Below are 25646 nucleotides of genomic sequence, written 5' to 3' on the forward strand. Positions count from 1 at the left end.
GTGGATAACTCCACCACTCCGGACGGTGACATCAGCGCGGCGAGATCACGGCTCCCAGCAGCCCCGGGCCGGTGTGCGCGCCGATCACCGCGCCCACCTCGCTGACATGGAGATCGACCAGCCCGGGAACGCGCTCGGCCAGCCGCTCGGCCAGTCGCTCGGCCCGTTCCGGCGCCGCCAGGTGATGCACCGCGATGTCCACCCGCCCGCTGCCCGCCCGCTCGGCGACGATCTCCTCCAGCCGGGCGATGGCCTTCGAGGCCGTTCGCACCTTCTCCAGCAGTTCGATGCGTCCGCCGTCCAACTGGAGCAGCGGCTTCACGGCCAGGGCCGAGCCGAGCAGTGCCTGTGCGGCACCGATCCTGCCGCCGCGGCGCAGGTAGTCCAGGGTGTCGACGTAGAAGTACGTGGACGTGCCCGCCGCACGCTTCTCTGCGGCCGCCACCGCATCGTCCAGGCTGCCGCCCCCGTCCGCGGCCTCCGCCGCCGCCAGGGCACAGAAGCCGAGGGCCATGGCGACCATCCCGGTGTCCACCACCCGCACCGGAACCGGCGCGTCCTTCGCCGCCAGCACGGCGGCGTCGTACGTGCCGGAGAACTCCCCGGACAGGTGCAGCGAGACGACGCCGCTCACACCGGCCTCGGCGGCCGCACGGTAGGTGGCGGCGAACACCTCGGGGCTGGGCCGGGACGTCGTCACGGGGCGGCGCTTCTGGAGCGCCAGCGCGAGGGAGCGGGCCGAGATCTCGGTGCCCTCCTGGAGCGCCTGGTCGCCGAGGACGACGGTCAGCGGCACCGCAGTGATGCCATGCCGTTCCATCGCCTCGGGCGGCAGGTAGGCCGTTGAATCGGTGACGATCGCGACATGGCGGGACATGAGCGGGAGGTTACCTTCCGGCGTGGTGGCTCGGCAGTCCGACCCTGCCCGAATGATCAGTTCCGGTCGCTTCGAGCCGCATCCTGCCATGCCCGGTACCGTTCGGCGCGCCGGTCAGCACGGTGGCCCCGGCACCACGCCTGTGTGCCGCCGCACGGGATGTTCTCTGCTTCAGTTCGTGGTCTCGGGCCGCGCCGACTTCTGCCACGGATACGTGGTCTGCTGCCTCGGGTCCGCAGCCGTGATGGCCTCCGCGATCCCAGCGTCTCCCGGCAGCCCGTTGCCCTGTCCGTGTCCGTGTCCGTGTCCGTGTCCCTGCCCCTGCCCCTGCCCCTGTCGACGGGCGCTCCCGGGGGCTCCGGGCGCTCCCGGCGGCTCCTGCTCTCCCGGAACCGGCTCCTCCGTCGTCCAGTGCCGCAGCGCGCCGGCCTCCACGTCGATCTGCTCGTTCAGCGTGGCCAGGTCGTCGTCGGCGAACTGGCGGGCCCGGTCACGCGCCGCCCAGCGCAGCGAATCCGCGGAGCGCGTGATCTCACCGGTGCGCTTCTTGAGGCCGGGCAGCAACGAGCCCACCGTCTTCTTGTCGGGCTCCCGCTCCAGCCTCTTCAGCTCGTCGTCCAGCTCACGGCCGTGCACGCTCAGCCGCTGGAAGAGACCCAGTGACTCGGACAGCGAGGCGTCCTCGGTCACGCCCGTCTGCAGGGCCTCCTGGGTGGCCCGCATCGAGGTGCGCAGCGAGAGGCGCAGCTGGGCGAGCTCCCCGACGACGCCCACCTGCCCGTAGCTCTTCGCCCGCAGCGTGGTGTCCTCCACGGCGCGGCGTGCCTGCGTGATCGTGCGGTCCACCCCGCGGCTGGCCGCCCGGACGATCTTGACGCTCACATAGATGCCCAGGGCCACGAACGCCACGACGAGCAGCCCCAGGATCAGGATCACGGCTTCCATGAGCGCCCCTCGGATGGTGTGACGGCTGCCGACACGTGTTTACCGGCCCCTCCACCGTAAACGGAACGGGCAGGCGGAGGGTTCCATCGGAACCCCCAACCTGCCCGTAGGGGAAAGCCCTCACACCATGAGTAAGACGCGGAACAGCCAGTGCGGCACCGGCCGTCCGGTCCGGTGCGGCCCTAGGCCGGGACGATGTTCACCAGCTTCGGCGCCCGGACGATCACCTTGCGGATGCCCGCCCCGCCCAGCGCGGCGACGACGGCCGGGTCGGCCAGGGCCAGGGTCTCCAGCTCCGCGTCCGTGATCGACGGGGAGATCTCCAGGCGCGCCTTGACCTTGCCCTTGACCTGCACCACGCAGGTGACGGTCTCGTCGATGACGTACGCCGGGTCGGCCACCGGGAAGTCCTGGTGCACGACCGAGTCGGTGTGGCCCAGCCTGCGCCACAGCTCCTCCGCGATGTGCGGGGCCAGCGGCGCCACCAGCAGCACCAGCGGCTCGGCGACGGAGCGCGGCAGCGGGCCGCCCGCCTTGGTCAGGTGGTTGTTCAGCTCGGTGACCTTGGCGATGGCCGTGTTGAAGCGCATCCCGGCCATGTCCCCGCCGACACCGTCGATCGCCTTGTGCAGGGCGCGCAGCGTGTCCTCGCCGGGCTCGCCATCGACGACGGTGACCTCGCCGCTCTCCTCGTCCACGATGTTGCGCCACAGCCGCTGCAGCAGCCGGTACTGGCCGACGACCGCACGCGTGTCCCAGGGGCGCGAGACGTCCAGGGGGCCCATGGCCATCTCGTACAGGCGCAGGGTGTCCGCGCCGTACTCGCCGCAGATCTCGTCGGGCGTCACGGCGTTCTTCAGGGACTTGCCCATCTTGCCCAGGACGCGGGAGACCTTCTCGCCCTCGTAGTAGTACGCCCCGTCGCGCTCCTCGACCTCGGCTGCCGGGACCGCGATGCCGCGGCTGTCCCGGTAGACGAACGCCTGGATCATGCCCTGGTTGTAGAGCTTGTGGAACGGCTCGGCGGAGGAGATGTGCCCCAGGTCGTGCAGCACCTTGGACCAGAAGCGGGCGTACAGCAGGTGCAGTACGGCGTGCTCCGCGCCGCCCACGTACAGGTCGACACCGCCGGTCGGCTGCCCCTCGCGCGGGCCCATCCAGTACTGCTCGATCGCCGGGTCGACCAGCTTCTCGCTGTTGTTCGGGTCCAGGTAGCGCAGCTCGTACCAGCAGGAACCGGCCCAGTTGGGCATGGTGTTGGTCTCGCGGCGGTACTTCTTCGGGCCGGCGCCGTCGCCCAGGTCCAGCGTGACGTTGACCCAGTCGGCGTTGCGGGACAGCGGGGTCTCGGGCTGGGTGTCGGCGTCGTCCGGGTCGAAGGTGCGCGGCGAGTAGTCGTCGACCTCCGGCAGTTCCAGCGGCAGCATCGACTCGGGCAGCGGGTGGGCGATGCCGTCCTCGTCGTACACGATCGGGAAGGGCTCGCCCCAGTAGCGCTGGCGGCTGAACAGCCAGTCGCGCAGCCGGAAGTTGACGGTGCCCTCACCGACGCCGTGTTCCTGCAGCCAGTCGGTGATGCGGGCCTTCGCGTCGACGACGCCCAGGCCGTCCAGCGAGATCTCGTCGTTCGCGGAGTTGACCAGCTTCGCGTCGTACGAGGCGAAGGCGTCCTCCCACGTCGAGGCGTCGGTGCCTCGGTCGTCCGAGGGCTCGACGACGCAGCGCATCGGCAGCTCGAAGGCGCGCGCGAAAGCGAAGTCGCGCGCGTCGTGCGCCGGTACGGCCATGATCGCGCCGGTGCCGTAGCCCATCAGCACGTAGTCGGCGATGAAGACGGGGACCTGCTCGCCGCTGACCGGGTTCGTCGCGTACGCGCCGGTGAAGACGCCGGTCTTGTCCTTGGCCTCGGCCTGCCGCTCCACGTCCGACTTGGCGGCGGCCTGCTTGCGGTACGCGGTGACGGCCTCGGCCGGGGAGGCGTGGCCACCGGTCCAGACCGGGTGGGTGCCCTCGGGCCAGGCGGCCGGGATGATCCGCTCGACCAGCTCGTGCTCGGGCGCCAGCACCATGTAGGTGGCGCCGAACAGGGTGTCCTGGCGGGTGGTGAAGACGGTGATGCTGCCGGCGCCGTCGACCGGGAAGTCGACGCGCGCGCCCTCGGAGCGGCCGATCCAGTTGCGCTGCTGCAGCTTGATGGCCTCGGGCCAGTCCAGCCCGTCCAGGTCGTTCAGCAGCCGGTCGGCGTAGGCGGTGATGCGCATGTTCCACTGGCGCAGCTTGGCCTTGAAGACGGGGAAGTTGCCGCGCTCGGAGCGGCCGTCGGCGGTGACCTCCTCATTGGCCAGCACGGTACCCAGGCCCGGGGACCAGTTGACGGGCGCGTCGGAGGCGTAGGCCAGGCGGTGGCCGCTCAGCACATCGGCACGCTCGGCCGCGCTCAGCGCGCTCCAGTCGCGGCCGTCCGGGGTCGGGCGCTCACCGCTCTCGAACTGGGCGACCAGCTCGGCGATCGGCCGGGCGCGGTCGGCCTCCGCGTCGTACCAGGAGTTGAAGATCTGCAGGAAGATCCACTGGGTCCACTTGTAGTACTCGGACTCGATGGTGGCGAACGAGCGGCGCTTGTCGTGGCCCAGGCCCAGCCGGCGCAGCTGCGCCGTCATGTTCTCGATATTGGATTCGGTGGACAGCCGCGGGTGCGTGCCGGTCTGCACGGCGTACTGCTCCGCGGGCAGGCCGAAGGCGTCGAAGCCCAGGGTGTGCAGAACGTTGTGGCCGGTCATCCGCTGGTGGCGGGCGAAGACATCGGTGGCGATGTAGCCCAGCGGGTGGCCCACGTGCAGGCCCGCACCCGAGGGGTACGGGAACATGTCCATGATGAATTTCTTCGGCTTGGCGGCCAGCTCCGGATTGTCCGCCAGATCGCCGGACGGGTTGGGTGCCTCGTACGTGCCCTCGGCGTCCCAGAAGTCCTGCCAGCGTGCCTCGATGTCGGCGGCCATCGCTGCCGTGTAGCGGTGCGGCGCAGCAACGTCGGCTGCGGAATTCGTCTCGCTCATGATCCTCAAAGCTCCATCGATCGTCATCTGCCGGCGCCCACGTCTACGGACACGCGTCTACGGAAACGAAAAATCCCCTCGCACAGGAGGGGACGCCGCGCCGATGCCGACCAGGCATTCTCACCGGTCGGGAGTGATCAGCGCGGCTCGCTAAGCAGAAGGCGTACGGCACGCATGGCGTCAGGGTACCGCAACGGCCCGGCCGCGGTGGGCCGGGGCCCGCTCCCCGGCATGACCAGGAACACTCCCCGGCGTGACCCGGGACATACGAGCAGCGGGCCATCCGAATCGGATGGCCCGCTGCTCGATCTTCACTGTGGAGCTAAGGAGAATTGAACTCCTGACCTCCTGCATGCCATGCAGGCGCTCTACCAACTGAGCTATAGCCCCGCGCTGCGCCGCCCGGTCTCCCGTGGCGACATCGAGAACATTACCGGTCACCCCGGCCGTCCACCAAATCGATTCCGGTCCGCCCGGTCTTGGCTCCTCGGCGGGGCCCGGTCAGGCGGTGGCGAAGGAGTAGAAGCGCTTGAGCGTGCAGTGCTCCTCCAGCAGACGGCCGTAGATCGGCTCGCCCTCCAGCTCCCGGTAGGTCTCGATGGGGTCGCCCTTTATGACGAGCGCCCGCGCGCACTCCTCGCACCAGTACTGGTAGTCCGGGTTGACCGGATCCATGTCCCTGACGATGGGCGTACCGCTGCCGCACCAGTCGCACTTCCGCCTGTGGGCACCCATGGGTCAGCTCCGGACCGTGGGGGGCGAACCGCCGGCGCGTACGCGAGCCTCGGGAACAGGGGGCAGGTCCGGGACCTCGTGGCGACTCGCAGACATCGCGCACTCCCTCCCGTTCGGTCCGTCGCCCCCTCCGGCGGTCCGATTCTGCCATGACCCCGCAAGGGGGTCAGCCCTGCCGAGAACCCGTCGCCCGCCGACGCCGTACGAGACCCGCGAGCACACCCGCGACGGCAGCCGCCGACAGTGCGAGAGCACATACCCACAGCGCCTCTCCCGAACCCCGCGCCCCCGGCGTATCAAGGCGGTTGAGGTAGAGCGTGCCGAACCCCGCGACTCCGATCAGCTGGCCGAGCTGGGTGACGGTGACGAGCACACCGCTCGCGTCGGCGGCGTCCTCCGGCCGTACGTTCGCCAGGGCACCCGTAAGCGTGGGACTGAAGCCCAGCGCCAAGCCCGCACCGATGACGACGAAGGTCACGTACAGGCCCGCACCACCGTCGCCGCCGTCGCGCAGCAGGGAGCCGAGCAGTACCGAACCGAAGGCCACGAGCACGAATCCGGCCGGGGCCAGGCCTTTCTGGAGCCGGGCCGGCCAGCGTCTCCAGGTCAGTCCGACCACCCCGAAGGTCACCGCGGCCGGCACGAACATCAGCCCGCTGTGCAGCGCCGAATACCCCAGACCGCCCTGGACGTGCAGTGTCATCACAAAGAAGAAGCCGGCGTTGACGCCCATCACCAGCAGTACGCGCAGCGCCGCCCGCGCGATGCCGGGGATACGGAGCACCCCGGGTGCGATGAGCGGGGCGCCGCCGCGCGCCGCCAGCCGTGTCTCGTACGCCGCGAAGCCGGCGAAGAACACCGCGGAGGCGAGCAGGCAGCTCCAGGTCCAGGCGGGCCAGCCCAGCTCCTGCCCGAGCACCAGCGGGACGGTCAGCAGCACGACGGCAGAGGCGAGCATCAGCAACCCCACCAGGTCGAGTCCACGGGCCCGTGCCGCACGCCGGGCCTGCCCGGCACGCGGCTCACCCGGCAGCACCCGGACGCCGAGCACCAGCAGAACCAGCCCGATCGGCACGTTGACCAGGAAGACCGGCCGCCAGCCCGTCCCGAACAGATCGGCGCTGACCAGCACCCCGCCCACCACCTGTCCGGCGGCGGCTCCGGTGGCCAGCACCGCCGCGTAGGCGCCCAGGGCGCGAACCCGGGCCTCGCCGCGGAAGTGCCGCTGGATCAGGCTGAGCACCTGCGGGATCATCACCGCCGCGCCGACCCCCTGGATCACTCTGAAGGCGATCAACTGACCCGTCCCGGCGGCGAGTCCGCAGGCGAGCGAGGCGGCGGTGAACACAGCGAGCCCCGCCAGATGGGCGCGGCCGTGTCCGAAGACGCTGCCGAGCCGGGCACCGGTGATGAGCAGGACGGCGTAGGAGATGGTGTATCCGGCCACCACTAGCTGCAACTCAGCCCCGGATGAGCCGAGTTCGGTGCGGATCGTAGGGGCGGCGACGTTGACGACGAAGATGTCGAGCAGCGCCATGAACTGGGCCGCCAGCATCAGGGCGAGCAGCCGTCCGGGGTGTCTGTCAGTGGCGGGGTCTTTACTGGGCAGGGAACGTGGAGTTGCCTCGGACGTCGTGCCCGTGGTCGCGGTCGTGGTCATGACCTCAAGGCTGGCCGCAGTCGCATACGGGTAACGAGAGCCCGCTGATGCTGGTACTGACAGCACCTGGCAACACCCGGCAGGAGCAACGACGATGGGGGGTGTGACGAGGGTGACGGCACAATATCGGGCAGCACGGGAACGGCAGGGGCGGCGGCCCGAGCTCGCCGAATTCCTGCGCAGCCGCCGGGCCAGGGTGACCCCGGCCGACGTGGGCATGGCGCCGGGGTTCCGGCGCCGCACCCCCGGCCTGCGCCGCGAGGAGGTCGCCCAGCTCTCCGGCGTCGGCGTCACCTGGTACACCTGGCTGGAGCAGGGCCGCCCGATCAACGCCTCCGCGCAGGTCCTGGACGCGGTGGCGCGCACCCTCCGGCTGGACGCGCCGGAGCGCGAGCACCTCTACCAGCTGGCCGAGGTCGCGTGCATACCGGGCAGACAGGGCGACACGATCGAGGTCGGCCAAGAGATCCAGGGCATCATCGATGCGCTCGACCCGCACCCGGCGGTCGTCTACAACACGCGGTACGACGTGCTGGCCACCAACCCCGCCTACCGGGATCTCTTCGGCGTACTCGAAATGATGGACACCGGGATCCGCAACGTGCTGTGGGCGCTGTTCACCGTGCCCACGAAGGACTGCCCGATCGTCCACCGCGACCAAGAGCTGCCGCTCATGGTGGCGACCCTGCGGAACGGCTACGGACGCCATGCGGGCGAGCCCGCCTGGGAGTCGCTCGTTGCGGCCCTCTCGGCGGCGAGCCCGTACTTCGCCGAGCTGTGGCGCAGCGGGGACGTCGCCCCGCCGGGCCCCCGGGTGAAGACCTTCCGGCACCACGCGGCGTCCGCCGAGATACGGATGACGTCGGTGTCGCTCTCCGTCAACGGGCTGCCGGAGTGCCGGATCGTCGCCTACACCCCCGCCGACCGGGAGAGCGAGCGGCAGATGACGATGCTGCGTGGCCGCCGACAAGAAAATCCCGCCCCCTGACGGGGACGGGATCTTCATCGTGGATCTTGATTGTGGAGCTAAGGAGAATTGAACTCCTGACCTCCTGCATGCCATGCAGGCGCTCTACCAACTGAGCTATAGCCCCGCTGTTCGCTGTGTTTCCCTGCGTTTCCGCGCTGCGAACAAGAAGAACTTTAGCCTGTGACCAGCCGGAAAGTGAAATCCGGCCGATGCCGCCCGAAGGAGGCGTCCGGGCACCGCGTGGGCGCCCGGTCAGTCGTCGTCGCCGAGCACCGGCTCGGGCAGCGTGCCCGCGTTGTGCTCCAGCAGACGCCAGCCGCGCGCGCCCTCACCCAGCACCGACCAACAGCAGTTGGTCAGCCCGCCGAGCCCTTCCCAGTGGTGCGACTCCAGGCCCAGCAGCCGGCCGATGGTGGTCCGGATGGTGCCACCGTGGCTGACGACGACGAGCGTGCCGTCGTCCGGCAGCTTGTCGGCGTGCGCGAGCACCACGGGAGCTGCCCGGTCGGCGACCTCGGTCTCCAGCTCACCGCCGCCCCGCCGCACCGGCTCACCGCGCTTCCAGGCCGCGTACTGCTCGCCGAACCGCCCCACGATCTCCTCGTGGGTGAGGCCCTGCCACTCGCCCGCGTAGGTCTCACGCAGACCGGGGTCGTGCGCGATACCGAGGCCGGTGATCGCGGCGAGCTCGGCGGCCGTGGCCGCCGCCCTGCGCAGATCGGAGGCGACGATCGCGTCCGGCTTCAGCGAGGCGAGCAGCCGGGCGGCCCGACGGGCCTGCCCGACGCCCGTCTCGGTCAGCTCGATGTCCGTGGAGCCCTGGAACCTGCGCTCCAGGTTCCACGCCGTCTGGCCGTGTCGCCAGAGGACGATCCGGCGGCCCCTGCCGCTTCCGCTGCCGTTCAGCTCTGGTCACCTTCCGTGCCGCCGGTGAGCTGTGCGTGCTCCTCGGCCTTGCCGCGGGTCTTCACGGCGTCCTCGGGCAGAGCGATCTCGGGGCAGTCCTTCCAGAGGCGCTCCAGCGCGTAGAAAACGCGCTCCTCGCTGTGCTGGACGTGGATGACGATGTCGACGTAGTCGAGGAGGATCCAGCGGGCGTCGCGGTCACCCTCGCGGCGGACCGGCTTGGCGCCCAGCTTCTTCTGGAGCTGCTCCTCGATCTCGTCGACGATCGACTTGACCTGGCGGTCGTTGGGGGCCGAGGCCAGCAGGAAGGCGTCCGTGATCGACAGCACATCGCTGACGTCGTACGCAATGATGTCGTGCGCGAGCCGGTCGGCGGCCGCCTGAGCGGCAGCGTTGATGAGCTCGATGGAGCGGTCCGTGGCGGTCACAAGCAGGCTTTCGTCGGCGGGCAGATCAACCTCTAGGGTCTCACGGACCGCCGACAGCCCACGCAGCCATTTTTCCGGAGATCATCCCGGCGCGGTGACGCCGGTCCCGGAACCACCGCGTGGCGGTTCCGGGACCGGTGCCGAAGGCGCCCGGCCGGGCTGGGACCAGGCCGGCCAGGACAGGCCCTAGTCGACCTTGTAGTCCTGACCGAGGACCACGGACACGTCCGCGTTCCCGGTCGGCTTGCCCTGCTTCACCGCGCCGGCCGGCAGATCGAGGGTCTTGGCGACCTGGGCCGCCTTCTCCTTGGCCGCGGCGTCCTTGTACACGACCTCGGAGGAAGCCTCGGCGCCGGACTTGCCACCGTTGACGAAGACGTAGCCGCCGTTGACCAGCTTGATCCGGGCGGACTCCGTGCCGCGGTCGCTGCCGGTGGCGTTCTTGATCGCGACCCGGACCGCCGCGTCCGCCGACGGGGCCTTGACCGTGCCGCCCAGGATGTCCTTGACGACGCTGTCCGTGGCCGAGTCGGTGAGGCCGCCGTCCTCCTGGACCGGCAGCAGCGCCGTCTTGTAGTCCCCGACCTTGGCGTGCTCCGCGAGCTTGGCCAGCGAGGCTCCGAGGTCCTTCTCGGGAAGTGAGGGGTCGAGGATCTGGGCCAGCGTCTGCACGGTGACGGTGGCGGCCTTCGGATCGTCCGAGATCTTCCGCAGCACTCCGCGCATGACCTGCCCGAACCGCATCAGCTGCTTGGCCTCGGCCTCGTCGGGGCCCCGGTAGGTGGCGTACGCGACGGCCATCGGGCCGCTGAGCGTCTGCGCCTTGCCCTTCTTCACCAGGGGCGAGGCCCCCTTCTTGGCGTCGGGCACGTCGGTGTCGGTGTCGACGTCGATGTTCCCGACCAGGTCGACGAGGTTCTCCAGATACGGGGTGTCGAGCCGCCAGGTGCCGCTGATCTCGGTGCCGAGCAGCGTGTCGATGGACTCACGGGTGCCGGTGGTGCCGTCGTCCTCGACCGACTTGCCGAGCGTGCTCGTGTTGCCGTCCTCGTCGGAGAGGGCGAGGGAGTTGGGGAGCAGGACCGTGGCTCCCTGCTTGGTGGTGACGTTGTCGACGAGCAGCGCCGTGGACGTGCCGCCGCCCTTGGTGTTGTGGAGATGGACCACGATGACGTCGCGCCGCTGCGGGCCGGTCGTCGCCGTGTCCTCCTTCTCGGAGCCGGAGAAACCGGGCAGCTTGCCCTCGGCCCACAGGTAGCCGACGCCGCCGACCACGACCAGGGCCACCACGACGATCAGCGCGACCATCCGGTTGTGGCCGCGCCGCCGCGCTTCCTCCCGGCGCTCGCTGCGGCTCTCGGTGAACTTGAGCCAGTCGATGACGTCTTCGGAGTCCTCGTCGGGCTCCTCGATGAAGGAGAACTGCTCGGTGCGGTAGTCCCGGTCGCCGCGGCGCTGCCCCGGAACGGCCGCCTCCGGCTCGGGGTCCGGCACCGGGGCGGGTTCCCGGGGCGGTGGGACAGGAGTGGCGGCGGGGGCGGGCGGCGCGCTCTGCTGCGGGACGCTCCACTGGGTGGTGTCGACCGCGGCCGGCTGCTGCCCGGTGTCGTAGCCGTAGCTGTCGTACCCGTACCCCTGCTGGGGTTGGGACTGAGGCTGCTGGGCGGCGTACGGGTCGTACTGCTGTTGCTGCGGGCCCGGCTGTTGAGCCTGTTGCTGTTGCTGTTGTTGCTGCTGGGCATACGGGTCGTAGCCGTAGCCCTGGTCCGTCTGGGGCGCCTGCGGGGGCTGTTGAGACTGCTGTTGCTGCTGCTGGCCGTACGGGTCGTACTGCTGCTGTACGGGCTGCTGATACACCGGCTGCCCGTACTCGTCGTAGCCGACGATCTGCGGCTGCTGGTAGTACGGGTCGTACGGGTTCTGTCGGTCGTTCACCGGTGCCCCTCTCCGTGGCTCACTCGCCGCGGTAAAGCTGGCGCTTGTCGATGTAGCGGACCACGCCGTCCGGCACCAGGTACCAGACCGGATCGCCCGCGGCGACCCTCCCACGGCAGTCTGTGGAGGAGATGGCCAACGCGGGAACCTCCACGAGGGAGACGCCGCCCTCCGGCAGACCGTCGTCCGTGAGCACATGCCCCGGCCGCGTCACACCGATGAAGTGGGACAGCGAGAACAGCTCGTCGGCGTCCCGCCAGGTGAGGATCTGGGACAGCGCGTCGGCGCCGGTGATGAAGAAGAGGTCCGCGTCCCCGTGGACCGCCCGCAGGTCCCGCAGGGTGTCGATCGTGTACGTGGGGCCCTTGCGGTCGATATCGCTGCGGCTGACCGAGAACTGCGGGTTCGATGCCGTCGCGATGACCGTCATCAGATACCGGTCCTCGGCCGCGGACACATGCTTGTGGCTCTTCTGCCAAGGCTGCCCGGTCGGGACGAAGACCACCTCGTCGAGGTGGAACTGGGCGGCCACTTCACTGGCCGCCACCAGGTGTCCATGATGAATCGGGTCAAACGTCCCGCCCATCACGCCGATTCGGCGCTTTCCGGGGCCGGTAGGCACTTCCTGCTCTCCCATGCGTGCAGAGCCTACTGGCACAGCTGTACGCCTCGGCCTCAGCGGTCGCGGTTGAAGCGCGTGGTGATCCACAGAAGGAGGAGAAGCGCGACAAACGCGCCGCCACCGGTGAGGTACGGGCTGAGGCTTTCGTGATTGCCGCCGTGCTCGGCGCCCTCGGCGGCGACGGTGACCAGCTGGTGTGCGGTGCTCGTGAGGCTCATCTTCGGCAGGACCTATCGATCGGGAGTCGGAGGGAAGACGTCGCGGACATCGTATGCGGCAGGCCTGGGCACGCTCACGCCGACTCAGTCGTTGTTGTCTTTGTTGTCGTCGTTGCGGTATCCGCGCAGCAGGAACCAGGCCAGCAGTGCGGCTCCGACCAGCGAGACGAGCAGCACGATGCGGAGTGTGTTGCCCGGTCCCTGCTCTTCGGACGCGGCGGCGAGCAGAGCAACGGTATGCGGCATGTCGGGCGTCTCCTCAGTTATCCACAGCCCCCCGCACACCGTAGCGCCAGCACCTAGGCTGGGATTTGTCAGGGGGCGAGCAACGTCTCGTACGAACAGGGGGCCTATTCATGACCGAAAGCAGTCACGAGAGTCACGAGAACGTGCCGAGCAGGCAGCGCAGGCGTTTCCCGGGAATCTCGTCCCGGGCGTACGAGCACCCGGCGGACCGTTCGGCCCTGGTCGCCCTGCGCAAGCTGACCGGTTTCGACACCGTCTTCAAGGCTCTGAGCGGGCTGCTGCCCGAGCGCAGTCTCCGACTGCTCTTCCTGTCGGACTCCGTCCGGGTGAGCGACGCCCAGTTCACCCATCTCAACAGCATGCTTCGGGACGCGTGTTACATCCTGGACCTGGAGAAGGTCCCGCCGATGTACGTGAACCAGGACCCCCAGCCCAACGCCATGTGCATCGGCCTCGACGAGCCGATCATCGTGGTGACGACGGGTCTGGTGGAGCTCCTCGACGAGGAGGAGATGCGGGCGGTCGTCGGCCACGAGGTGGGGCACGCCCTCTCCGGTCACGCCGTGTACCGCACGATCCTGCTCTTCCTCACCAACCTCGCCCTGAAGGTCGCCTGGATCCCGCTCGGCAACGTCGCGATCATGGCGATCGTGACGGCGCTGCGCGAGTGGTTCCGCAAGTCGGAGCTGTCCGCCGACCGGGCCGGGCTGCTGGTCGGCCAGGATCTGCGGGCCTCGATGCGCGGGCTCATGAAGATCGCCGGAGGCAACCACCTCCACGAGATGAACGTCGACGCGTTCCTCGCCCAGGCCGACGAGTACGAGAAGGGCGGCGACCTGCGCGATTCCGTGCTCAAGATCCTCAATGTGCTGCCCCGTTCGCACCCGTTCACCACGGTCCGGGCGGCCGAGCTGAAGAAGTGGTCGGAGACCCGCGACTACCAGCGGATCATGGACGGGCACTACCCGCGCCGGGACGAGGACAAGGACACCTCGGTCACGGACGCCTTCAAGGAGTCCGCCTCGCACTACGCCGATTCGGTGCGCGGCAGCAAGGATCCGCTGATGAAGCTGGTCGGCGACATAGCGGGCGGCGCCGGCGATCTGGGCGGCAAGCTGCGTGACAAGTTCACCGGCCAAGGAGGCGGTGGGGGCGGCACCGGCAAGGGCGGAGCTACGGACGGCTCGCAGGAGTCGACGAGCCCCGAGGACCCTGAGCAGGGGCCCCAGGAGCCCGGCTCTGCGGGGAGCTGACCTCCAGCGTCCCGCACAGCCCCACGGTGGGCCGGCCCGTGTCGTACGGGTCGGTGCCCGCCGGGCCCCGGGAGACCGCGCGCCGGCCAGCCAGCAGCGGCCGCAGGGCACCGCTGGTGTCGGCCGCGCAGGACTGCGGTCCGGCCTGGACGTAGCTGGTCCGCACCTCCAGCCGGCCCAGCCGCAGGTCCTCCCGGTCGAGCCGGAAGCGCAGCTCCCGCCGCACGGTGAACAGCGACGCGCCGGAGGTCTGCTGGGGCCCCGACACGGTCGGGCGGAGTGCGTAGGTGAAGGTGTGGTCGGACGCCACCTCCAGTGCGTCCGTCCCCACCTCGGCGTACCGCAGTGTGCCCCGGACGCGGACCTCGGGGGCGGGGGTGACCTGGGCCGGGTCGAACCGCACGAGCCAGCCCGTCGCGGCGTGCTGCCCGTCGTCGTACGGCTCGGTCATGCTCCGCTCGAACTGGGCCGTCTGGTCCGGGTCGAGCAGTGATTCCACCGGCCGGACCGTGTTCCCGCCGAGGACGTCGGGGTCGAGCGAGGAGGCGACCAGGTAGTTCTTGACGGTGGCCAGGGCGGCGACCACCTGGCTCTCCGAGAAGTTGTCCGTCCGCCGGGCCACCGGCGGACTGATGCCCTGGGCGCCCTTCGGGTAGTCGGCGGCGGGGCTGCTCTCGAACAGGGCGGCCGGTGTGCCCGGGGGCACGGCGCCGCGCGGCGCCAGCGGAACGAAGATCATCCGCAGCGGCTCCGCCCGTCGGCCGAGGGGGGCCTGGTAGGGGTGGCGGAAGCCCATGAAGACGGCGGTGCCGAAGGCCAGCGCTATCAGGATGACCAGGGCGAGCGCCGCCCGGGAGCCGGTGCGCACGGCCCGGCCGGGCAGGCTCCGTACGGCACGGGCGTGCTCCCCCATCCGCTCCTGCGCGGAGAACTCCTGGAGCCGGGCGGCCCTGACGAAGGACTCGTCGAAGACGAGCGACCGGTACTCGTCCTCGCCGCCGCTCGCGCTGTTCTCCGCCGGGCCTTCGGGGGGATCTCCGTGGTCTGCCATGCCGTCTCCCGACTCCCACGTCACCGACCGGAGGCCGGTGCGGTGCGCCCCCGCCCCGGCCGGACGGCCTGGGCGGGTCCTGTCCGTGATGCGGGAGCATGCGCGGGCAGGTGAGGAGCCCCCTCTTCGAGCAGGTGAGGGGTCATACCTTGAGAGTAGGTCGATTACGGCGAACGTAAACGCGGAGGCGGGCGGAGAACCGCCGCGGGGGTGCCGGGCCGGGCGGACGGTCCGGGGTCGCGGAGCCGGCGGGAGGGCGCTTCACACGCCGGCCCTTCACCCGACGGCGCTGCACCAGGCAGCGCCCCCCAGGGGGCTTCGCAGGGGTGTGTCAGGGGCGTCAGGGGTGCGTCAGGGCGTGCGCGGGGCCAGGGAGACCACCGGGCGGAGGTAGCTGCCCGGGGCCGACGGGATCATGGACGGAACCATCGAGGGGACCGCTGAGGGCACCGGGGCGCTGTCCACCCCGGTGGTGGCAGGTGGCGGGACCTGGTCCTGCCGGTCGCCCGAGGTGTTGCGGTAGACGGCGCTGAAGGCCAGCGCCACCATGCCGATGCCCATCACCAGCGCGAGCAGCCAGGCCACCGGCCGGTGCCAGCGGGCCGCTCCCCGGTAGGGACGCAGAGCGCCGCCGTGACGCCCGTAGGGGCCGCTGTCGTAGTAGTCGTCGCCGTCCACGCCGGGACGGTCGTCGTAGCCGCTGCCCCGGCCGTAACCGGCGCCCGGCCCGTAGCCGTCGTCGTACAGCTCGTCGTCCAGCGGTCCGCCGCCGGAGCGGGCCCGGAAGGCCTCCGCGTCGGCGCGCGCCTCTGCCGCGGCGGAGAGCCGCTCGACAGCGGTCGGTTCGTGGAACGCGGCGGCCTGTACGAAGTCCTCGTCGAACACCACGGAGGCGAAGTCCTCGTCCGCGCCCCCGCGGTCGTCGTCGGGCTCCCAGCCGTTCGGGAACGGCCTGCCCCCCACGTCGTCCGGCACGGCTTCAGCCTAGCCCCGGCACACCGCTTTCGGCAGGGAGACGGCGCATCCCGCGCATCCCGAGCTCACCTCACATGGCCGTCGCCGGTCACGATGTACTTGGTGGAGGTCAGCTCCGGCAGGCCCATCGGGCCCCTGGCGTGCAGCTTCTGGGTGGAGATCCCGATCTCGGCGCCGAAGCCGAACTGGCCGCCGTCGGTGAAACGCGTCGAGGCGTTCACGGTCACCGTCGTCGAATCGACCAACTGGGTGAAACGGCGGGCCGCGGCCTGCGAGGTGGTCACGATCGCCTCGGTGTGGCCGGACGACCAGAGCCGGATGTGCGCCACGGCCGCGTCCAGCGACTCCACGACACCGGCCGCGATGTCGTACGAGAGGTACTCGGTCTCCCAGTCCTCCGGCGTCGCCGCCACCATGGTGGCCTTGGACCCCTCGGCGTACTCCATGACCCGCTCGTCACCGTGCACGGTGACACCGGCCTCGGCCAGGGCGTCCAGGGCCCTCGGCAGGAAGGCCTCCGCGACGTCCTTGTGGACCAGGAGCGTCTCGGCGGCGTTGCAGACGCTCGGTCGCTGCGCCTTGGAGTTGACCAGGATGGAGACGGCCATGTCGAGGTCGGTCAGCGCGTCCACGTACACATGGCAGTTGCCGGTACCGGTCTCGATCACCGGGACGGTGGACTCCTCGACGACGGTGCGGATCAGGGAGGCGCCGCCGCGCGGGATGAGCACGTCGACCAGTCCGCGCGCCCGCATCAGCTCGCGTACCGAGTCGCGGTTCTCGCCCGGCACCAGCTGGACGGCGTCGGCCGGCAGTCCGGAGCCGCCGACCGCGTCGCGCAGGACCCGGACCAGCGCCTTGTTGGACGCGTGGGCGGAGGACGAGCCGCGCAGCAGGACCGCGTTGCCCGACTTCAGGCAGAGCGCCGCCGCGTCCACCGTCACATTGGGCCGGGCCTCGTAGATGATCCCGACGACGCCGAGCGGCACCCGGACCTGGCGCAGGTCGATGCCGTTGGGCAGCGTCGAGCCGCGCACCACCTCACCGACCGGATCGGGCAGCGCCGCCACGTCCCGCACATCGGCGGCGATGGCACGGATCCGCTCGGGGGTGAGGGTGAGCCGGTCGACGACCGACTCACTGGTGCCGGCCTCACGGGCGCGCGCCACGTCCTCGGCGTTGGCCGCGATGATGTCGCTCGTCCGTACCTCAAGCGCGTCCGCGATCGCCAGCAGCGCGTCGTCCTTCGCCGCGCGCGGAAGCGGCGCGATATCGGCGGCCGCGGCGCGTGCGCGGTAGGCGGCCTGGGCGACCGGGGACATGTTGTCGTACGGCGAAAGCGTGGTCATGCCCGCAGAGTAGTGCGCACACTGCGGGCATCTGTCACGTATCCCGTGATGCGAGACGGCCGCCGCCCGCCTCGGCTGCCGGGTCAGTAAGGGTGCACACCGACCGGGGCCGCCGGGGGCGGTCCGTATCCCTCGGCGATGCGCTGGTGGTACGTCTCGCGGTCGATGACCTCCAGGCCGACGATCTCCCACGGAGGCAGTCCGGCGCTGGAACGGTGCTCACCCCACAGCCTCAGGGCGACCGCCGCCGCGTCGTGCAGATCGCGCGCCTCTTCCCAGTACCGGATCTCCGCGTGGTCGTTGGCGTATCTGCTCGTCAGCAGGAAGGGGTGGTCGTGCGCGAGCTGTTCGAGGCCGCGTCTGACCTCCTTCAGCGGAATCTCAGTACCTGAGACGCAGAGCGTGATGTGCCACAGCTTCGACTGGGTGAGCTCCGGGCCCACCGCCGTCTGTTCGGCCCCGGCAGGGCGCTCCTCCCTCCGCTCCGCAGACCTTCTCCCCTCGAAGTCGGCACCTGCTCCGACGCTGGTCAGGGCGCGGCCACCCGTTCCTCGGGGCGGCGCCCCCGGGCGCGCTCGTCTCACCGGCGGCCTCCTGTGAATGTGTTGCTGAGCGGTGTACCCCGCAGTGTCCCTGCTACAAAGTGGACCAGTCCTCGGCCCGGCGTGGGGCGGTTTTCGTGAAGGTCTCTGCCCGAAGGCTGGACTTTCAGCCGTTTCGGGTGCCCGTCAGCCGTGCAGGACTACAAGATCGTCCCTGTGTACGACCTCGCGCTCGTAGGCGGGCCCCAGTTCGCGTGCCAGATCGCGGGTGGAGCGGCCGAGGAGCTGCGGGATCTCCTTCGCGTCGAAGTTGACGAGTCCCCGGGCCACCGGCCGGCCGCGCAGATCGCGCAGCTCCACCGGGTCGCCCGCGGCGAACTCGCCCTCGACCGAGGCGATCCCGGCGGGCAGCAGCGAGCTGTGGCGCTCGACGACCGCCTGCACGGCACCGTCGTCCAGGGTCAGCGCGCCCTGCGGGGTGGAGGCGTGCGCCAGCCACAGCAGCCGGTCCGCGCTGCGGCGTCCGGTGCGGTGGAAGTACGTACCGGTGTCGCGGCCGGCCAGTGCGTCCGCGGCGTGGCTGGCCGAGGTGAGCACGACCGGGATGCCCGCGGCGGTGGCGATCCTGGCGGCCTCGACCTTGGTGACCATGCCGCCGGTCCCGACGCCCGCCCGGCCCGCGCTGCCGATGCTGACCCCGGCCAGATCGGCGGGGCCGGTGATCTCAGCGATGCGGGTGGTGCCGGGGATGCTCGGGTCGCCGTCGTAGAGGCCGTCCACGTCCGAGAGGAGGATCAGCAGATCGGCGCGGACGAGGTGGGCGACGAGCGCGGCGAGCCGGTCGTTGTCGCCGAACCGGATCTCGTCGGTGGCGACGGTGTCGTTCTCGTTGACGATCGGCAGCGCGCCCATGTCCAGGAGTTGGTCCAGGGTGTTGTAGGCGTTGCGGTAGTTGGCGCGGCGGCTGGTGTCGTTGCTGGTGAGCAGGACCTGGCCGACGCGTACGCCGTAGCGGGCGAAGGAGGCGGTGTAGCGGGCGACGAGCAGCCCCTGGCCGACGCTGGCGGCGGCCTGCTGCCTGGCCAGGTCCTTGGGCCTGCGGTGCAGGCCGAGCGGGGCGAGTCCGGCCGCGATGGCGCCGCTGGAGACCAGCACGACCTCCCGCTCACCGCCGTCGCGCACCTTGGCGAGCACATCGACGAGCGCGTCGACGCGGTCCGCGTCGAGGCCGCCGGCGGCGGTGGTGAGGGAGGAGGAACCGACCTTGACGACGATCCTGCGGGCCTCCGTGACGCCCTGCCTTGCCCCTGACACGCGTATCCCCCGTGGCTCGCCCTCGATCGGAATCCGCAATCTACGCGAGCGTCGGAACCGGTGCCTGGGCGTTCCGCCCCGTGGACCCCGGTTCATCCTGATCCGCGCCACTCCGTGTCCGGAATGCCCGGTTTCTCGTTGCAGCGGTTGTCGGCAGTACTTCCGGCGGATTCGGGAAGCCCCAGAAGCTCCCGGAACTTCCAGAACTCCGGAAACGCCAGAACTCCAGGAACTCCAGGAACAAGGACGTGATCGCATGCGCCAGCTCTCCATTCCAGGGGCCTGGGTGCACGAGCCCGAGGTCTTCACGGACGGCCGAGGCAGTTTCCACGAGTGGTTCAGGGCCTCGGATCTCGATGCGGCGCAGGGGCACCCGCTGGGGCTCGCGCAGGCCAACTTCTCCAGTTCCGCCCGGGGCACGCTGCGCGGGATCCACTTCGCCGATGTGCCGCCGGGTCAGGCGAAGTACGTGAAGTGCGTGCGCGGGGCGGTGCTCGACGTGATCGTGGACATCCGGGCCGGCTCGCCCACGTACAAGCGGTGGGAGGGGGTGCGTCTCGACGACAGCGGTCACCGGGCGGTCTACCTCGCGGAGGGGCTCGGCCACGCCTTCATGGCGCTGACGGACGACGCGTGCGTTCTGTACCTCTGCTCGGAGGGATACGCGCCGGCGCGTGAGCACGGCATCGATCCGCTCGATCCGGAGCTGGCCATCGACTGGCCGCTGGACGTTGCCCCGTTGCTGTCCGGGAAGGACGCGGCGGCCCCTTCACTGGCGGAGGCAGAGGAGCAGGGGCTGCTGCCCTCGTACGCGGAGTGCGAGGCGTACTACGCGCGGCTGCGGACGGCCGGTCCGCCGCCCGCCGGACTGCGGGCGGGCGGCGGACCGGTGCTCAGCAGGGCCGGGAGCTGATCACGGGCGGGGACCGATCAGAGCCCGGCCGCTGTTCACGGGCGTTCCGCGGCGAGCAGCGCCGGGAACGCCTCGCCCAGGGCGGTGCGCCAGTCCCGGATCGGCTCGATGCCGGCCGCCTCGAAGCGGCTCTGCGCGAGGACGCTGAACGCGGGGCGGGGGGCGGGGCGGACGAAGGCCTCGCTGGTGGCCGGGCGGACCCGGGCCGGGTCCGCGCCGAGCAGCCGGAAGATCTCCTGGGTGAAGCCGAACCAGGTCGTCTCGCCGCCGCTGGTGCCGTGGTAGACGCCCGCCGGGGCGGTGCCCGCCAGCGCGGCCCCGCCGAGCCGGACCAGCCGGGCCGCCAGGTCGACGGTCCAGGTGGGCTGGCCGCGCTGGTCGTCCACCACGTCGAGGGTCTCCCTGGCGCCCTCCAGCCTGATCATCGTCCGGACGAAGTTGCCGCCGCCTGCCCCGTAGAGCCAGGCGGTGCGGACCACGTAGCCGGTCTCGGGGAGGGTCTCCAGGACGGCGCGTTCGCCCGCGAGTTTGGTGCGTCCGTAGGCGCTTCGCGGGCCGGTGGGGGCGTCCTCCGAGTACGGCCGGGCGCCGTCCCCGGCGAACACGTAGTCGGTGGAAACGTGGAGCAGGACGGCGCCGTGCTCGCGGCAGGCCCGCGCGAGGACCGCCGGTCCGGTGCCGTTGACCCGCAGCGCGGCCTCCTCCTGGCTCTCGGCGTCGTCGACGGCGGTCCAGGCGGCGCAGTTCACCACGACCGAGGGACGGTGGGCGGCGAACGCCTCGCGGACGCGGTCGGGGTCCGCGATGTCCAGGGCCTCGCGGTCCTTCGCGACGGCGGTGACGTCTTCGCGCGCGAGGGCCGCCAGCAGGTCCCGCGCCAGCATTCCGGCCGCTCCGGTGACCAGCCAGACCGGGCTCACAGCGCCGCCCTCTCCTTGAGCGGCTCCCACCAGGCACTGTTCTCGCGGTACCAGCGCACGGTCTCCGCGAGGCCCCTGCGGAAGTCCTTGCGCGGTTCGTACCCCAGCTCCTCGCGGATCTTGGTGCAGTCCACCGAGTAGCGCCGGTCGTGGCCCTTGCGGTCCTCGACGTAGGTGACGTCCGTGTCCCAGTCGGCGCCGCAGGCCTCCAGCAGCAGTCCGGTGAGTTCCTTGTTGGACAGCTCGGTGCCGCCGCCGATGTTGTAGACCTCGCCCGCCCGGCCCCGGGTGCGGACGAGTTCGATGCCCTGGACGTGGTCGTCGATGTGCAGCCAGTCGCGGACGTGGGCGCCGTCGCCGTACAGCGGTACCGGGCGGCCCTCCAGGAGGTTGGTGACGAAGAGCGGGATGACCTTCTCGGGGAAGTGGTGGTGCCCGTAGTTGTTGGAGCAGCGGGTCACCCGCACGTCGAGCCCGTGGGTGCGGTGGTACGAGAGCGCGATCAGGTCGCTCGACGCCTTGGAGGCGGAGTACGGGGAGTTGGGGGCGAGGGGTTCGCTCTCGGTCCAGGAGCCCTCGTCGATCGACCCGTAGACCTCGTCGGTGGAGATGTGCACGAAGGTCGAGACGCCCGCCAGGTGCGCGGCGTGGACGAGGGTGTGGGTTCCCACGACGTTGGTACGGACGAAGGCGGCGCCGCCGTCGATGGAGCGGTCCACATGTGATTCGGCGGCGAAGTGCACCACCTGCTCGTGACCGGCCATCAGGCCGCCGACCAGCTCCGCGTCGCAGATGTCGCCCCGCACGAACGAGAAGCCGGGATGGTCGCGGACGTCGTCGAGGTTGGCCGGGTTGCCCGCGTAGGTGAGCTTGTCGAGCACCGTGACGGCCACGTCACCGGGCCCGTCCGGGCCCAGCAGTGTGCGGACGTAGTGCGAGCCGATGAAACCGGCGCCGCCGGTCACCAGGATGCGCGTCGTCGTGCGGGGCGTCGTGGGGTTCGTCATGAGGAGATCTGCACCTTGCTGTGGTCGCCGAGGACGAGACGGTGGGCTGAGGGGCTCCGGGGGGCGGGGGTCACCTCGACCTCGTGGCCGATGAGGGAGGCCTCCACGCGGCGGACGCCGTCGATCGAGGCGCCCCGCAGGACGATGGAGTACTCGATCTCGCTGTCCTCGATCCGGCACTCCTGGGCGACCGAGGTGAACGGTCCGACGTAGGCGTCGCTGATCACCGAGCGGGCGCCGATGATGGCGGGCCCGACGATCCGGCTGCGGGTGACCCGGGCGCCGGGCTCGATCCGCACCCGGCCGATGATCTCGCTCTCGTCGTCCACGTGGGCGCCCTCTGTGGACGGTTCGACGCTCTCCAGTACGGTCCGGTTGACCTCCAGCATGTCGGTGACGTTGCCGGTGTCCTTCCAGTACCCGCGGATCATGGTGGAGCGGACGTCGCGCTCCTGGTCGATCAGCCACTGGATGGCGTGGGTGATCTCCAGTTCGCCGCGCCAGGACGGGCGGATGGAGCGGACCGCCTCGTGGATGGCCCGGGTGAAGAGGTAGACGCCGACGAGCGCCAGATCGCTCTTGGGCTCCCTGGGCTTCTCCTCCAGGGCCACCACCCTGCCGTCCCCGTCCAGCTCCGCGACGCCGAACGAGGTCGGGTCGGGCACCTGGGTCAGCAGGATCTGGGCCTCGGGCCGGTCCGCCCGGAAACCCTCGACCAGGCCGGTGATCCCGCCGATGATGAAGTTGTCCCCGAGGTACATGACGAAGTCCTCTTCACCGAGGAAGCGCTGCGCGATCAGGACGGCGTGGGCGAGGCCGAGCGGTTCCGACTGCGGGATGTAGGTGACGTCGATACCGAACCGGGAGCCGTCCCCGACCGCCGCGCGGATCTCCTCCTCGGTGTCTCCCACGATGATGCCGACCTCGGTGATGCCCGCTTCCGCGATGGCCTCCAGGCCGTAGAACAGCACAGGCTTGTTCGCCACCGGGACCAGCTGTTTGGCCGAGGTGTGGGTGATGGGACGGAGCCGGGTGCCTGCCCCACCGGAAAGTACGAGAGCCTTCACTGTTTCTGCCCCCACGATGAGATGGCGGTCCTGTCGCGGCTGCGACCTGTCGGGCGACCATACTTAGATTCGCTGTCCCATCTATGGCAAAACAGCCCTCGCAGCCCATTACCGACACATCCGGACGAAAAGTAGTGGAAACCCGTAACCGCGGGTCACTTTTCCACGTCCGCCCGGCTCCCGGGCGCGGAAACGCATTTCACTACGTCGAACTGAATGACGAATGCATCGGTTCCCCGGATCGGCTGCGGTGTCCCGGCGACCGGTGAGGCGTGATCCACACTTCCGAGGACACATCGCACGAATTCACGACCCCGGGAACAGGTTGTATCCGTCCGCTCGACTCTCACGAATCCCTCACGCTCGTCTCATGAACGGACGAGCCGCCCTCCATATCGTGGGCCCCTAACCCCCATGCCATCCATGCCCACCGGGCGCACCGGTCCAGGACCGGGCCGCCCGGTGGGCCGCACCGATACGTCGGAGCGGCCCCACCCCGCACGCGAGCGCTCGCGCTCCTTGGAGTCCCCCAGTGCAACCACTCCCCCCGCTCCTGCGGTACGCCGCGCACGCCCTCCCCCTCGCCGTACTGGCCGCGTCCTTCGCCGCCCAGGCGGCCGCGGCCGCTGTCCCGCACCTCGCACTGCTGGTCACCGCGACGGCCGCCAACCTGCTGGCCGAGGCAGCCCTGCACCGGTGGCGGCCCGGCCAGGTCTCGCTGCTCGCCAAGGTCAGGGCCGATGTCATGGTGCGTCGGCTGACCTGCGATTTCCTGCTGATCGTGGGCCTGCTCCGGCTGGGCGGCGACCACCGCGAGACGGTCTACCTCCCGCTCGTCCTCGGGCTGCTCCTCTTCTACGCGCTCCACTTCGCCGGCCACGCGGCGGCGATCCGGGTGCGCGGTGCGCGGACCCTGCCGCTGCTCACCCGCAATATCGACGCCTCCGCCCTGCGCATCACCCCGGCGCCCCCGGCCCTGCTGATGCGCCGGCACGGGCCGCGGCTGCTGCTGTTCGGGCTGCCCGCGACCGCGGGCCTGCTGGTGACGGCGGCGGGCGACGAGCCGGCGTTCGCCGCGGCGGGCATCGCGCTGTCGACCGCCCTCGCCGCCCTCTCACTGGCCGAGCTGGTGCGGTGCCTGGTCCGGCGCCGGCCCGCTTCGCCCCAGGAGGTGCTCGACTGGTTCGACGGCTGGCTCGCGGAGTACCGGCCGACGGTCGGCATGTACTTCTCCGGCGGCGTCTCCTCCGCGTACCAGGCCAACATGTGGCTCGACGCACTGTCGGGACTCGACGGCCGCCCGGTGATCGTGCTGCGCGAGCGCTTCATGATGCAGCGCATCGGCGCCACGGACATCCCCATCGTGTGCATCCCCAAGGTCGCCCAGCTGCTCCGCCTGGAACACTCGTCCCTGAAACTGCTGATCCACCCCGCGAACTCCGGCAAGACCTCGCAGGTCCTGCGGATCCCGTCGATCAAACACGCCTTCGTCAACCACGGGGAGAGCGACAAGCTCTCCAGCTGCAACCCGTACGCGAAGGCGTACGACGAGGTGTGGGTCGCCGGACCGGCGGCGCGCGAACGCTACGCGCTGGCCGACGTCGGCGTCGAGGACCGCGACGTGGTGGAGATCGGCCGCCCCCAGCTCGCCCCGATCACCCCGTACGCGGGCCCGCCCGCCGGTCCGTACACGACCGTGCTCTACGCCCCCACCTGGGAAGGCTGGGACGGCAACCCCGGGAACACCTCGGTCGTGCTGGCCGGCGAGAACATCGTCCGGGCACTGCTGCGCGACCCGGCCGTCCGGCTCCTCTACAAGCCGCACCCGATGACCGGCTCTGTCGATCCCCGGGCCGCCGCCGCCGACGCCCGCGTCCAGGCCCTGATCCACGAGGCCAACCGCGCCCGCGCCGGTCAGCGGGCCACCGGCCGCAGGGAGCAGGACGGAACGTTCCTAGGTGATCGCCCCGGACCGGAGGCCGCCGCCGAGCCGGCCCGCCGGACCGCGGAGCTGGACGCGCTGACCACCACCGCCTCGTTCCGGGACGACGCGGATGACATGGAACGCATGCTGGCGCAGAGCACACCGGAGCCCGGCCGGGCCGAGGCGGTCGCCGCGGCGACGGCGGCCTGGGAAGCGGCCCACTGGGCGTCGCTCCCGCCTGCGGAGCACCAGGTCATCACGGCCCCGCGGCCCGCCCTGTACTCCTGCTTCAACCAGGCGGACCTGCTGATCAGCGATGTGTCGAGCGTGGTCACGGACTACCTGGCGGCCGAGAAGCCGTACGCCGTCGCGAACACCGGCGAGCTGTCTCAGGAGCAGTTCCGCGAGGCGTTCCCCACGGTCCGGGCGGCGACGATCCTGACACCGGACGCGGCCGGTGTCGCCGCCCTCCTCGACTCGGTGCGCCACCCCGCCGGCGACGGCCTGGCCGCTGCCCGCGCCGGTCTGAAGCTCCATCTCCTCGGCCCCTCTGACCCGCCCTCCCGGGCACGCTTCAACGAGGCCTCCCTCGGGCTGTGCGAGGTCGCGGACGAGCACCGCGTACGGATGGCGCGCCGGCTGCTCCCGGGGATGCCGGCACAGCGGGGCGCGCCGGAGGAGGCCGACGCGGCGGGCGGGGAAGCGCTGGAGCCCGCACCGGAGGGATAGGCGG

Annotated in this window: 23 protein-coding genes and 2 tRNA genes; 4 read left to right on the forward strand and 21 right to left on the reverse strand. The window is 70.8% G+C overall.

Translation table 11 applies throughout. The features are described from left to right. Positions 1–31: 31 nt before the first annotated feature. The 6 genes from ACZ601_RS07595 to ACZ601_RS07620 all read right to left on the reverse strand — a co-directional run bounded on the left by ACZ601_RS07595 (position 32) and on the right by ACZ601_RS07620 (position 7168). Positions 32–877 carry a DegV family protein gene (locus ACZ601_RS07595; RefSeq protein WP_469534292.1) on the reverse strand — a complete coding sequence of 282 codons (846 nt, stop codon included), beginning with the start codon at positions 875–877 and terminating at the stop codon, positions 32–34. A 171-nt stretch (positions 878–1048) separates the two neighbouring features. Further along, the gene (locus ACZ601_RS07600) at positions 1049–1822 is read right to left on the reverse strand and encodes a hypothetical protein (protein ID WP_469534295.1); all 774 of its coding nucleotides are present in this window, start codon (positions 1820–1822) and stop codon (positions 1049–1051) included. 182 nt (positions 1823–2004) lie between these two features. Then, positions 2005–4878, reverse strand: coding sequence for a leucine--tRNA ligase (gene leuS, locus ACZ601_RS07605; RefSeq protein ID WP_469534298.1), 2874 nt, complete (start codon positions 4876–4878; stop codon positions 2005–2007). A gap of 317 nt (positions 4879–5195) precedes the next feature. Beyond that, positions 5196–5268 (reverse strand) — tRNA-Ala (locus ACZ601_RS07610). Positions 5269–5379: 111 nt separating this feature from the next. Beyond that, the gene (locus ACZ601_RS07615) at positions 5380–5613 is read right to left on the reverse strand and encodes a hypothetical protein (protein ID WP_024494568.1); all 234 of its coding nucleotides are present in this window, start codon (positions 5611–5613) and stop codon (positions 5380–5382) included. A 166-nt stretch (positions 5614–5779) separates the two neighbouring features. Beyond that, entirely contained in the window at positions 5780–7168 is a 1389-nt protein-coding gene (locus tag ACZ601_RS07620; RefSeq protein WP_469535261.1) for an MFS transporter, read from the reverse strand. A 199-nt stretch (positions 7169–7367) separates the two neighbouring features. Between ACZ601_RS07620 and ACZ601_RS07625 the strand changes: the two genes are divergently transcribed. After that, positions 7368–8261 carry a helix-turn-helix transcriptional regulator gene (locus ACZ601_RS07625; protein ID WP_469534301.1) on the forward strand — a complete coding sequence of 298 codons (894 nt, stop codon included), beginning with the start codon at positions 7368–7370 and terminating at the stop codon, positions 8259–8261. A 33-nt stretch (positions 8262–8294) separates the two neighbouring features. On the opposite strand, the gene ACZ601_RS07630 is transcribed toward ACZ601_RS07625, so the two are convergent. The 7 genes from ACZ601_RS07630 to ACZ601_RS07660 form a co-directional block, all read right to left on the reverse strand. Continuing rightward, a tRNA-Ala gene (locus ACZ601_RS07630) sits at positions 8295–8367 on the reverse strand. 128 nt (positions 8368–8495) lie between these two features. After that, positions 8496–9149 carry a histidine phosphatase family protein gene (locus ACZ601_RS07635; protein ID WP_390092425.1) on the reverse strand — a complete coding sequence of 218 codons (654 nt, stop codon included), beginning with the start codon at positions 9147–9149 and terminating at the stop codon, positions 8496–8498. Continuing rightward, positions 9146–9577, reverse strand: a complete 432-nt coding sequence (gene rsfS / locus ACZ601_RS07640) for a ribosome silencing factor (protein ID WP_311305738.1) — start codon at positions 9575–9577, stop codon at positions 9146–9148. The genes ACZ601_RS07635 and rsfS overlap by 4 nt, the downstream gene beginning before the upstream one ends. A 186-nt stretch (positions 9578–9763) precedes the next feature. After that, on the reverse strand, positions 9764–11512 hold the full coding sequence (locus tag ACZ601_RS07645; protein WP_469534304.1) for an LCP family protein: 1749 nt from the start codon (positions 11510–11512) through the stop codon (positions 9764–9766). Between the two features lie 19 nt (positions 11513–11531). Next, on the reverse strand, positions 11532–12149 hold the full coding sequence (nadD, locus tag ACZ601_RS07650; RefSeq protein WP_073739060.1) for a nicotinate-nucleotide adenylyltransferase: 618 nt from the start codon (positions 12147–12149) through the stop codon (positions 11532–11534). Positions 12150–12187: 38 nt separating this feature from the next. Beyond that, a complete protein-coding gene (locus ACZ601_RS07655) occupies positions 12188–12352 on the reverse strand; it encodes a hypothetical protein (RefSeq protein WP_024494263.1) in 165 nt (54 codons plus the stop codon). Positions 12353–12436: 84 nt separating this feature from the next. Continuing rightward, on the reverse strand, positions 12437–12598 hold the full coding sequence (locus tag ACZ601_RS07660; protein ID WP_311305735.1) for a hypothetical protein: 162 nt from the start codon (positions 12596–12598) through the stop codon (positions 12437–12439). Between the two features lie 110 nt (positions 12599–12708). On the opposite strand from ACZ601_RS07660, the gene ACZ601_RS07665 reads away from it, so the two are divergent. Continuing rightward, the gene (locus ACZ601_RS07665; RefSeq protein ID WP_469534309.1) at positions 12709–13851 is read left to right on the forward strand and encodes a M48 family metallopeptidase; all 1143 of its coding nucleotides are present in this window, start codon (positions 12709–12711) and stop codon (positions 13849–13851) included. Here ACZ601_RS07665 and ACZ601_RS07670 read toward each other — a convergent pair. From ACZ601_RS07670 to proB, 5 genes are all read right to left on the reverse strand, one after another. Further along, positions 13772–14902, reverse strand: a complete 1131-nt coding sequence (locus ACZ601_RS07670; protein ID WP_469534311.1) for an SCO2583 family membrane protein — start codon at positions 14900–14902, stop codon at positions 13772–13774. The genes ACZ601_RS07665 and ACZ601_RS07670 overlap by 80 nt on opposite strands. Before the next feature lie 351 nt (positions 14903–15253). After that, positions 15254–15877 (reverse strand): SCO2584 family spore wall biosynthesis protein, encoded by a 624-nt coding sequence (locus tag ACZ601_RS07675; RefSeq protein WP_469534314.1) that lies wholly within the window; start codon positions 15875–15877, stop codon positions 15254–15256. A gap of 65 nt (positions 15878–15942) precedes the next feature. Next, complete coding sequence (locus ACZ601_RS07680) at positions 15943–17226, reverse strand: glutamate-5-semialdehyde dehydrogenase (RefSeq protein ID WP_469534317.1); 1284 nt, start codon at positions 17224–17226, stop codon at positions 15943–15945. Between the two features lie 83 nt (positions 17227–17309). Then, on the reverse strand, positions 17310–17810 hold the full coding sequence (locus ACZ601_RS07685) for a hypothetical protein (protein WP_440578093.1): 501 nt from the start codon (positions 17808–17810) through the stop codon (positions 17310–17312). Between the two features lie 144 nt (positions 17811–17954). Continuing rightward, the gene (gene proB / locus ACZ601_RS07690; RefSeq protein WP_440578092.1) at positions 17955–19082 is read right to left on the reverse strand and encodes a glutamate 5-kinase; all 1128 of its coding nucleotides are present in this window, start codon (positions 19080–19082) and stop codon (positions 17955–17957) included. A 256-nt stretch (positions 19083–19338) separates the two neighbouring features. Between proB and rfbC the strand changes: the two genes are divergently transcribed. Next, positions 19339–19995 (forward strand): dTDP-4-dehydrorhamnose 3,5-epimerase, encoded by a 657-nt coding sequence (rfbC, locus tag ACZ601_RS07695; RefSeq protein ID WP_469534322.1) that lies wholly within the window; start codon positions 19339–19341, stop codon positions 19993–19995. A gap of 35 nt (positions 19996–20030) precedes the next feature. Here rfbC and rfbD read toward each other — a convergent pair whose 3' ends face one another. The 3 genes from rfbD to ACZ601_RS07710 are packed head-to-tail and all read right to left on the reverse strand — an operon-like array spanning position 20031 to position 22989. Then, positions 20031–20915: a dTDP-4-dehydrorhamnose reductase gene (rfbD, locus tag ACZ601_RS07700; RefSeq protein ID WP_469534324.1), complete on the reverse strand. Its 885-nt coding sequence runs from the start codon at positions 20913–20915 to the stop codon at positions 20031–20033. After that, positions 20912–21922, reverse strand: coding sequence for a dTDP-glucose 4,6-dehydratase (gene rfbB, locus ACZ601_RS07705; protein ID WP_469534327.1), 1011 nt, complete (start codon positions 21920–21922; stop codon positions 20912–20914). Before rfbB ends, rfbD begins: the two co-directional genes overlap by 4 nt. Further along, positions 21919–22989, reverse strand: coding sequence for a glucose-1-phosphate thymidylyltransferase (locus ACZ601_RS07710; RefSeq protein ID WP_440574004.1), 1071 nt, complete (start codon positions 22987–22989; stop codon positions 21919–21921). Before ACZ601_RS07710 ends, rfbB begins: the two co-directional genes overlap by 4 nt. Before the next feature lie 532 nt (positions 22990–23521). Here ACZ601_RS07710 and ACZ601_RS07715 point away from each other — a divergent pair. Beyond that, positions 23522–25642 carry a hypothetical protein gene (locus ACZ601_RS07715; RefSeq protein WP_469534329.1) on the forward strand — a complete coding sequence of 707 codons (2121 nt, stop codon included), beginning with the start codon at positions 23522–23524 and terminating at the stop codon, positions 25640–25642. The last annotated feature ends 4 nt before the right edge of the window (positions 25643–25646 follow it).

The organism is Streptomyces sp. NPDC104307, from assembly GCF_055584045.1.

Excerpts from the sequence above, each read along its gene's own strand:
- ACZ601_RS07595 (WP_469534292.1), bottom strand. The coding sequence starts at position 877 with ATGTCCCGCCATGTCGCGATCGTCACCGATTCAACGGCCTACCTGCCG.
- ACZ601_RS07600 (WP_469534295.1), bottom strand. The coding sequence starts at position 1,822 with ATGGAAGCCGTGATCCTGATCCTGGGGCTGCTCGTCGTGGCGTTCGTG.
- leuS (WP_469534298.1), bottom strand. The coding sequence starts at position 4,878 with ATGAGCGAGACGAATTCCGCAGCCGACGTTGCTGCGCCGCACCGCTAC.
- ACZ601_RS07615 (WP_024494568.1), bottom strand. The coding sequence starts at position 5,613 with ATGGGTGCCCACAGGCGGAAGTGCGACTGGTGCGGCAGCGGTACGCCC.
- ACZ601_RS07620 (WP_469535261.1), bottom strand. The coding sequence starts at position 7,168 with ATGCTGGCGGCCCAGTTCATGGCGCTGCTCGACATCTTCGTCGTCAAC.
- ACZ601_RS07625 (WP_469534301.1), top strand. The coding sequence starts at position 7,368 with ATGGGGGGTGTGACGAGGGTGACGGCACAATATCGGGCAGCACGGGAA.
- nadD (WP_073739060.1), bottom strand. The coding sequence starts at position 12,149 with ATGGGAGAGCAGGAAGTGCCTACCGGCCCCGGAAAGCGCCGAATCGGC.
- ACZ601_RS07655 (WP_024494263.1), bottom strand. The coding sequence starts at position 12,352 with ATGAGCCTCACGAGCACCGCACACCAGCTGGTCACCGTCGCCGCCGAG.
- ACZ601_RS07660 (WP_311305735.1), bottom strand. The coding sequence starts at position 12,598 with ATGCCGCATACCGTTGCTCTGCTCGCCGCCGCGTCCGAAGAGCAGGGA.
- ACZ601_RS07665 (WP_469534309.1), top strand. The coding sequence starts at position 12,709 with ATGACCGAAAGCAGTCACGAGAGTCACGAGAACGTGCCGAGCAGGCAG.
- ACZ601_RS07670 (WP_469534311.1), bottom strand. The coding sequence starts at position 14,902 with ATGGCAGACCACGGAGATCCCCCCGAAGGCCCGGCGGAGAACAGCGCG.
- ACZ601_RS07680 (WP_469534317.1), bottom strand. The coding sequence starts at position 17,226 with ATGACCACGCTTTCGCCGTACGACAACATGTCCCCGGTCGCCCAGGCC.
- rfbC (WP_469534322.1), top strand. The coding sequence starts at position 19,339 with ATGCGCCAGCTCTCCATTCCAGGGGCCTGGGTGCACGAGCCCGAGGTC.
- rfbB (WP_469534327.1), bottom strand. The coding sequence starts at position 21,922 with ATGACGAACCCCACGACGCCCCGCACGACGACGCGCATCCTGGTGACC.